At 70.8% G+C, this 7,697-nt stretch carries 10 protein-coding genes; all 10 read left to right on the top strand.

The features are described from left to right. Positions 1-160 precede the first annotated feature (160 nt). Positions 161-667 (top strand): flagellar basal body-associated FliL family protein, encoded by a 507-nt coding sequence (locus tag VFW24_04755; protein ID HEX5266060.1) that lies wholly within the window; start codon positions 161-163, stop codon positions 665-667. Continuing rightward, complete coding sequence (locus VFW24_04760) at positions 664-876, top strand: hypothetical protein (protein HEX5266061.1); 213 nt, start codon at positions 664-666, stop codon at positions 874-876. The genes VFW24_04755 and VFW24_04760 overlap by 4 nt, the downstream gene beginning before the upstream one ends. Positions 877-937: 61 nt before the next feature. Beyond that, positions 938-1,873, top strand: coding sequence for a flagellar motor switch protein FliM (locus tag VFW24_04765; GenBank protein ID HEX5266062.1), 936 nt, complete (start codon positions 938-940; stop codon positions 1,871-1,873). Then, entirely contained in the window at positions 1,863-2,363 is a 501-nt protein-coding gene (gene fliN, locus VFW24_04770; protein HEX5266063.1) for a flagellar motor switch protein FliN, read from the top strand. The genes VFW24_04765 and fliN overlap by 11 nt, the downstream gene beginning before the upstream one ends. A gap of 6 nt (positions 2,364-2,369) precedes the next feature. Further along, positions 2,370-2,768 (top strand): flagellar biosynthetic protein FliO, encoded by a 399-nt coding sequence (locus VFW24_04775; GenBank protein ID HEX5266064.1) that lies wholly within the window; start codon positions 2,370-2,372, stop codon positions 2,766-2,768. 114 nt (positions 2,769-2,882) lie between these two features. Next, on the top strand, positions 2,883-3,578 hold the full coding sequence (fliP, locus tag VFW24_04780; protein HEX5266065.1) for a flagellar type III secretion system pore protein FliP: 696 nt from the start codon (positions 2,883-2,885) through the stop codon (positions 3,576-3,578). Then, positions 3,575-3,850, top strand: a complete 276-nt coding sequence (gene fliQ / locus VFW24_04785; protein HEX5266066.1) for a flagellar biosynthesis protein FliQ — start codon at positions 3,575-3,577, stop codon at positions 3,848-3,850. Before fliP ends, fliQ begins: the two co-directional genes overlap by 4 nt. Next, positions 3,840-4,625: a flagellar biosynthetic protein FliR gene (locus VFW24_04790; GenBank protein HEX5266067.1), complete on the top strand. Its 786-nt coding sequence runs from the start codon at positions 3,840-3,842 to the stop codon at positions 4,623-4,625. Before fliQ ends, VFW24_04790 begins: the two co-directional genes overlap by 11 nt. Before the next feature lie 10 nt (positions 4,626-4,635). Then, the gene (locus VFW24_04795) at positions 4,636-5,733 is read left to right on the top strand and encodes an EscU/YscU/HrcU family type III secretion system export apparatus switch protein (GenBank protein ID HEX5266068.1); all 1,098 of its coding nucleotides are present in this window, start codon (positions 4,636-4,638) and stop codon (positions 5,731-5,733) included. A 148-nt stretch (positions 5,734-5,881) separates the two neighbouring features. Further along, positions 5,882-7,697, top strand: a 1,816-nt coding sequence (locus VFW24_04800) for a flagellar biosynthesis protein FlhA (GenBank protein ID HEX5266069.1), incomplete at its 3' end; no start/stop codon positions are given.

A 7,697-nucleotide genomic window follows, 5' to 3' on the forward strand; every position in this document is an offset into this window, starting at 1 on the left:
GCCCCGGGCCGCCTGTCGGGGATCGGCTACGGGGACACCCGGCCGGTCGCCCCCAACGACAGCCCGGCGCACCAGGCCGCCAACCGGCGGGTGGACGTGGTGCTGCTGGGCAGTCCCTCACCACCGAGCGGAGGCTGATATGGCGGCAGCATCCATGACCATGGCGTCGAGGAAGGCGGGAAGGGCCGACCTCCCCCCGGACGCGGCCGTCCCCGATGGGGGGGTCAAGCCCAAGGGCAAGCGGAAGCTGCTCGTGGTCGTCGGGCTCGTGGCCGTGCTCGGCGTGGCGGCGGTGGCCTATCCGAAGCTGACCCACAAGAAGCCGGCCAGCGGCTTCAAGTCGGCGGCCCTCGCCGTCCCCACCGGGCCCATCGAGAGCCTCGACCCGGTGACCGTCAACCTCTCCGACGGGCACCTCATCCAGGTGGGGGTGGCGGTGCAGCTCACCCAGACGGCCGACGCCAAGAAGATCACCGCCATGGATCCCCGCATCCTCGACGCCGTGATCAGCACCTTCTCGGCCCTGACCTACCCGAACCTCCTCGGCCCCGCGGGCCACGAGCAGGCCCGCCGGCAGCTCGAGGTCCGCCTCCAGACCCTGTTCCCGCCGGTGGCGGGCGCTCCCCAGGTGGCGGGCGTCTACTTCACCAGCTTCGTGATGCAATGAGCGCCTCCCTGCCGCCCCGCCACCGCCCGGCCCACCGTCTCGGAGCCGCTGTCGTCCGCATCTCCTGCCCGGAGTGCGGCCGGGAGCTGGCCTCGGCCACCTACGGGGTCCGGGCCCTGCTCGACCTCCACGAGCCCACGTGTGAGGCCCGTCCGGCCGCCGGCGGGGGGGACGCTGAGGTGGAGGCGGTGACGCCGGCCGCGGACTAGTCCCCCAGGTCCCAACAATTAGTACTGAAGGAATTTCTCGGCGCGTGCCGATAACCGGATTGTGACGCCCGTCGCCGACGCCGCCACCGATACCGATTCCACCTCGGGGGCCCAGGTCCGTCTCTACGACTTCCGGACCCCGGAGGTCCTCGACCGGAACCGCCTCCGGTCGCTCGCGCTCGTCCTCGAGAACTTCAGCCGGCTGGCCAGCCGCCGCCTGTCCGTGGACCTGCACGTCCCGGTCGAGCTGGTGGTCACCGACACGCGGGAGATGGTCTGGGAGGAGCTGGCAGGCGCCCACGATGCGTACTGCATGGTCCTGTTCGGGCTGCCTCCGCTGCCGGGCCGGGCCCTGCTGCACCTGCCGATCGAGCTGGCCATGGCCATCGTCGACCTGCGCATGGGCGGCGCCGGCGCCGGCTCGTACCCGACCCGGCCCCTCAGCGACATCGATGTCGAGCTGCTGACCGACGTGATGGGCGGCGCCCTGGACCAGCTGGCCGCCGCCTTCGGGCACCTGGCCGCCGTCTCGCTCGGGGGGATGCAGGTGGAGTCGACCGCCCAGCTCCTCCAGGTGGTGCGGGCCAACGAGAGCTGCCTGGCGGTACGCCTCGAGGTCCGGCTGGGCGAGGACGCCACCATGACGCGGACCTGCAGCCTGGGCCTGCCCCTGTCGACGCTCCGGCCCCTGATGCGGGCCCTGCTGCACATGGGGGAGGGGACCCGCGGCTTCTCCGACGGAGTTCACAGTGCCGCCGAGGAGCGCCTCCTCGACCCGTTGGTCGACGTGGCGGTCCGGTTCCAGCCCAAGTCGCTCAGCTCGCAGGACATCCTCGGGCTCCAGGTGGGGGACGTCATCAACCTCCACCACCCCCGCGACCTTCCCCTCGAGGTCGCCGTCGAGGACGTCGTTTACCTGGCCGCGCTCCCCATGGAGCGGGCCCGTCGCATCGCCTGCACGGTCGTAGACCCGGAGGAGCAGACCCATGACCATTAGTGATCCCCTGGCGCCGGCTGCGCCCGGGCCCGAGGCCGTCGGGGTTCCCACTCCAGCGCCGTCCGGCCCGCCGCCCCCCGGGGCGGGCTCGGCCGACGTCCCGGTCCTTCCGGGTGACCCCCCGGCCCCCCCGGCCGAGGCCCCTGTCCAGGTGCCCCCCCCGGTGGCGGCCCCTCCGGCTCCGCCGGCGCCGGCCACGTTCCCGTCGGCGGCCCCGCGTTCGGGCCGCCGGTCTCTGGAAGTCCTGGCCAACGTCGAGATGACCGTGACCGTCGAGCTGGGGCGCACCCGCATGCCGGTCCGGCAGCTGCTGGCCCTCTCCCCGGGGAGCGTCATCGAGCTCAACCGGTCGGCCAACACCCCCGTCGACGTGTTCGTGAACGGAACGCTGTTCGCCCGCGCCGAGGTGGTCGTGATCGACGACGAGTTCGGGGTGCGGATCACCGACATCGTCGAGCGGGACAACGACTCCTCACTCGAGCGGGCCTGAGCCACCATGTCCTCGGCCGCCCTCGTCGGGCGCATGGCGCTGTCGCTCGCGGTGGTGCTGGTCCTCGTGGGCGGCCTGGCCCGGCTGGCCCGTCGCCGGGGTGGCCTGGGATTCGGCCCGGCCCGCCGGGCCAAGCTGGACGTGCTGGTCCGCCAGTCGCTCGGTAAGACGTCCAGCCTTGCGGTCGTAAGGGTCGGGGGAAGGGACCTGCTGGTCGGGGTGACCCCGTCGACCGTCAGCCTGCTCCTCGACACCGAGGAAGGGGCGTTGGTTCCCACCGGGGAAGCCGACGCCGAGCCGGTAGGGCACCACGGAATGCTGCCCACCACCCAGGGGATGTTCCCCTCATCGCCATGGAAGGTGATGCTCGAACAGCTCAGGGAGCGCACGGTCCGTCGGGTCTGACGGCGTTGCGCTGGTAGGGGCCCGACGGCCCCGGGCAAGGAGCACACACAACATGTACACCCGTGGGTGGCGCGGCGCGACGGTCAACCCGTCGCTGCCGCCGGAGGACGGCCGATGACCGGTCTGTTGGCCGCGGCCGGGACCGCCTCCTCGTCGGTCTCCGTCAATCTCGGCGGTCAGCTCTCGAAGCCGTCCGAGAGCATCGTGATCATCATTGCCCTGACGTTGCTCGGGGTGGCGCCGGCGCTGCTGATCATGCTGACCAGCTTCACCCGCATCGCCGTCGTGCTCGGCCTGACCCGCAACGCCCTCGGTCTGCAGGGCATCCCGCCGAACCAGGTCATAGCCGGCCTGGCGCTCTTCCTCAGCCTGTTCATCATGGCCCCGACCATCTCCAAGGTGAACAACGACGCCGTCCAGCCCTACCTGCACGGCAAGATCAACGCCACTCAGGCCTACCGGGAGGCGGAGGTTCCGATCCGGGACTGGATGCTCAAGCAGACCCGCACCCAGGAGCTGGCGGTGTTCGTCAACATCAGCAAGCAGCATCCTCCGAAGCCGCAGGACGTAACGATGGCCGCCCTGGTGCCCGCCTTCATCCTGTCGGAGCTCAAGACGGCGTTCATCATCGGCTTCGTCGTCTTCATACCGTTCCTGATAATCGACCTGGTCGTGGGATCGACCCTGATGTCGATGGGGATGATGATGCTGCCGCCGACACTCGTGTCGCTGCCGTTCAAGCTGCTGCTGTTCGTGCTGGTCGACGGCTGGACACTGATCGCCCACTCGCTGGTTACGAGCTTCCGGTGAACGACCAGGGAGTACTCCAGCTGGCCGGGCACGCCATGGCCACCGCCGGCGAGCTGGCGGCCCCGATCCTGGCCGTCAGCCTGGTGATCGGGTTGATGGTCTCGCTGTTCCAGTCGGTGACCCAGATCCAGGAGTTCACGCTCAGCTTCGTCCCCAAGCTGCTGGGAGTGGCGGTGGTCCTCCTCGTGTCGGGCCACTGGATGATCTCGCGGATGGTCGCCTTCACCGACTCCGCCTTCCAGATGCTGCCCCGCCTCATCAATGGCGGCTAGCGCCACGACGCTCTCGCTTCCGCTCGACCCGGGCGCCGTCCTGGGCGGGTTCCTGGCGTTCCTCCGGGCCTCGGCGTGGCTGGTGGTCACGCCCCCCTTCTCACACCGGAGCATCCCGATCCCCGCCAAGGTCGGCCTGGCGGCGGGCCTGGCACTGGCCGCGTCCGGTCAGATGCCCGCCGGCGCCCTCCCGACCGATACGGCCGGGCTGGTCGGGGCCGCCGTCATCCAGGTGTTCATCGGCCTGGCCCTCGGCATGGTCGTCAACATCCTCATGTCGGCGGCCCAGTCCGCCGGAACGGCCATCGGGCTGTTCGGCGGCTTTGCCCTCCCGACCGCCCTCGACCCGATGTCCCAGGAGGAGACAAACATCGTCGGCCAGGTGTACGGCCTGCTGGCGATCACCCTCCTCTTCGTCCTGGACGGTCACATCTTCCTGGTGAGGGGGTTCATGGCGTCCTTCGGCGCCGTCGGGGCGTCCCTCCACTCGATGGGCGGGGTCGGCGACACCATCGTCCACGACCTGGCCAGCTTCTTCGTCTCCGCCCTGCAGATCGCCGCCCCCCTGCTCGCAGTGCTGTTCATGGCCCAGGTGGTGCTCGGCCTCCTGGCCAAGGCCGCCCCGCAGCTCAACGTGTTCGTGCTCGGCCTTCCGTTCCAGGTCCTGCTCACGCTGGCCCTCATCGGGATCGGCATCCGCCTGCTGCCCGGCGTCATCGTCCGGCTGGTCGAGATGTCGGTGTCGGACATGGGCCGGCTGGCCCACGCCCTCTAGGGGGCACGCGGTGAGCGAGCGCCAGGGCAAGACCGAGAAGCCCACCGCCAAGCGGCGAAAGGAGGCCCGGAACGAGGGAAAGGTGGCGCGCTCACCGGAGCTGGCGGCGTGGGCGTCGATGGTTGCCGCGGGCATGCTCCTGCCCCCGATGGTCAGGGGGGCGGGAACCCGCATCATGCAGCTCGAGGCCCAGGCCATGCAGGTCGCGTCGCACCCGGACACGTCGGGGGCCATGCGGGTCCTCGGGTCCGGCCTGACCGACCTGCTCTACATCGTGGTGCCCACGGCCCTGGGCTTCACCGCCCTGGGTGCGGCCGTGACGGTGGGTCAGGTCGGGCTGCGGTTCTCCCCCAAGGCCCTGGCCCCCCAGCTGTCCCGCCTCAGTCCCCGGCAGGGCCTCAAGCGGCTCGTCTCGGTGCACGGCCTCTGGGAGGGCGCCAAGGCGGCCATCAAGCTGGCGCTCGTCGGCGTGGTGGCCTGGCGGAGCTTCGTCAACCTGCTCAACGTCCTGGTGTCGGCGGGCTCCGCCGATCTCGGGCCCACCGTGTCGACCGTGGCCGCGGCCATCCTGGGGCTGATGCGATCGGTGGCCCTGGCCGGCCTCGGGCTGGCCGTGGCCGACTACCTCCTGCAGCGGCGCCGGATGATGTCGGGGCTCCTCATGACCAAGCAGGAGGTCAAGGACGAGATGCGCCAGGCCGAGGGTGATCCCCAGTTGCGGGGCCGCATCCGCCAGACCCAGCGCCGCCTCAGCCGCATGCGGATGATGTCCGAGGTCACCAGGGCCGACGTGGTGGCGGTCAACCCCACCCACTACGCCGTGGCCATCCGCTACGACCGCGACGGGTCCGGGGCTCCGAAGGTGGTGGCCAAGGGCACCGACCACGTGGCCCTGCGCATCCGGGAGCTGGCGACCGGGGCCGGGGTCCCGGTGGTGGAGGATCCGCCGCTGGCCCGGGCCCTGCACGGCGCCTGTGAGATCGACGGGGAGATCCCGTACCACCTGTACCTGGCCGTGGCCCGGCTGCTCGCCTTCGTCTACAGCCTGCCCCCGCTCGCCAAGGGCGGTCCTCTGCGCCACCAGACCCCGGTGGGGATCCTGGCGTGAGTACTCCCACCAGCCTCGGCCCCGGGGGCCGGTCCGGGCGGGGCCGGTGTAAAGAAAACCCGCCGATCTGTCGAAAACTTCATTCGGCGCCAGGACGGCCATCGCAACTGCAGGCCCAGGGACGGGTCCGGAAGCGACAAGGGGTTTGATGCGCGCCAAGCGTTTGGGGACTCTCGGGATACCGGCCGGTGTCGTCGCCATCGTGGTGATGCTGGTCATCCCGATGCCCAGCTTCTTCCTCGACCTGCTGATCGCGGTCAACATGAGCATTGCCGTACTGGTCCTGCTCATGAGCATGCGGGTGCGCGACCCGCTCGAGTTCTCGGTCTTCCCCTCCCTCCTCCTGGTCGCCACCCTCTTCCGGTTGGCCCTGAACGTCAGCGCCACCCGGCTGGTGCTCCTGCACGCCTTTGCCGGCAACGTGATCCAGAGCTTCGGCCACTTCGTGGTCGGCGGGTCTCTGGTCGTGGGGCTGGTCGTCTTCCTGATCCTCATCGTCATCCAGTTCGTCGTCATCACCAATGGCGCCGGCCGGGTGGCGGAGGTGGCCGCCCGCTTCACCCTCGATGCCATGCCCGGCAAGCAGATGGCCATCGACGCCGACCTGAACTCCGGTCTGATCGACGCCGACGAGGCCCGCCGGCGCCGGCGGAAGGTGGCGGACGAGGCCGACTTCTACGGCGCAATGGACGGGGCGTCCAAGTTCGTCAAGGGCGACGCCGTGGCCGCCATCATCATCACGGCCATCAACCTGATCGGTGGCTTTGCCGTGGGGGTGCTCCAGCACCACATGGCGGTCTCCGACGCGGTGTCGACCTACAGCCTGCTGAGCGTCGGCGACGGTCTGGTCTCGCAGATCCCCGCCCTCCTCCTCTCGGTCTCCGCCGGCATCGTGGTGACCCGGGCCGCCACCGAGCACGAGTTCGGCACCGACCTCCTGTCCCAGCTGGCCGCCCACTCCGGCGCCATGCGCATGACCGGCGCCGTGCTGGGGATCATCGGGCTGGTGCCGGGGCTGCCCAAGGTTCCCTTCCTCGCCGTCGGCGCCGGACTGTTCATCGCCGGTCGCCAGGCCGGGTCGCACCCGGCCGAGGCGTCCGAGACGCCCACCGCCGCCCTCGACCCCGCCGCACCGGACAGCACCGAGACCCTGGTGGGCGAGATGAGGGTCGAGCCGCTCGAGCTCGAGCTCGCCTTCGACCTCATCGACCTCGTGGACGCCGGCCGGGGTGGGGACCTGCTGGCCCGGGTCAAGGGCCTGCGGCGCAAGATCGCATCCGAGCTCGGCATCGTCGTCCCGCCCGTGCGCACGCGCGACAACCTCTCGATGGAGGAGGGCTCCTACTCGGTGCGACTCCACGGGGTCGAGGTCGGACGGGGCCGGGCCCCGCTCGGCCGGGTGCTCGCCATCGGGGACCATCTCGACCAGCTCCCCGGCGAGGCGACCGAGGAGCCGGTGTTCGGGCTGGCGGCCCGCTGGGTGCCCGCCGAGATGCGCCAGCAGGCCCTGATGATGGGATGCACGGTGGTCGACCGAGCCTCGGTCATCACCACCCACCTGTCCGAGGTGATCCGCTCCAACGCCGCCAGCCTCATCAACCGCCAGCAGGTGAAGGAGCTCCTGGACGTGGCCAAGGTCCGGGACTCGGTGGCGGTGGAGGAGCTGACCGCGGCGCAGCTCTCGCTGGGGCAGTTCCAGGCGGTCCTGTGCGCCCTCCTCAACGAGGGGGTGCCGGTCCGCGATCTGGTGCGCATCGTCGAGGCGGTGACCGAGCGGTCGGCGCACGCCAAGGACACCGAGAGCCTGGTCGAAGCGGCCCGCCAGGCGCTGGGCCCCACCATCACCTCCCTGTACGCCAGGGACAAGCGGCTGCCGGTCATCGTGCTGGACGCCGCGCTCGAGCAGCAGCTCGCCGAGGCGCTGCGCCCGAGCGAGGACGGCAGCGTCATCGCCATCGACCCCG

It is taken from the genome of Acidimicrobiales bacterium (assembly GCA_036273495.1).
Classification (GTDB): Bacteria; Actinomycetota; Acidimicrobiia; order Acidimicrobiales; family JAJPHE01; genus DASSEU01.

Bases quoted from the DNA above. Each gene is read 5' to 3' on its own strand.
- VFW24_04755 (HEX5266060.1), top strand. From the start codon at position 161: ATGGCGTCGAGGAAGGCGGGAAGGGCCGACCTCCCCCCGGACGCGGCC.
- VFW24_04760 (HEX5266061.1), top strand. From the start codon at position 664: ATGAGCGCCTCCCTGCCGCCCCGCCACCGCCCGGCCCACCGTCTCGGA.
- fliN (HEX5266063.1), top strand. From the start codon at position 1,863: ATGACCATTAGTGATCCCCTGGCGCCGGCTGCGCCCGGGCCCGAGGCC.
- VFW24_04775 (HEX5266064.1), top strand. From the start codon at position 2,370: ATGTCCTCGGCCGCCCTCGTCGGGCGCATGGCGCTGTCGCTCGCGGTG.
- fliP (HEX5266065.1), top strand. From the start codon at position 2,883: ATGACCGGTCTGTTGGCCGCGGCCGGGACCGCCTCCTCGTCGGTCTCC.
- VFW24_04790 (HEX5266067.1), top strand. From the start codon at position 3,840: ATGGCGGCTAGCGCCACGACGCTCTCGCTTCCGCTCGACCCGGGCGCC.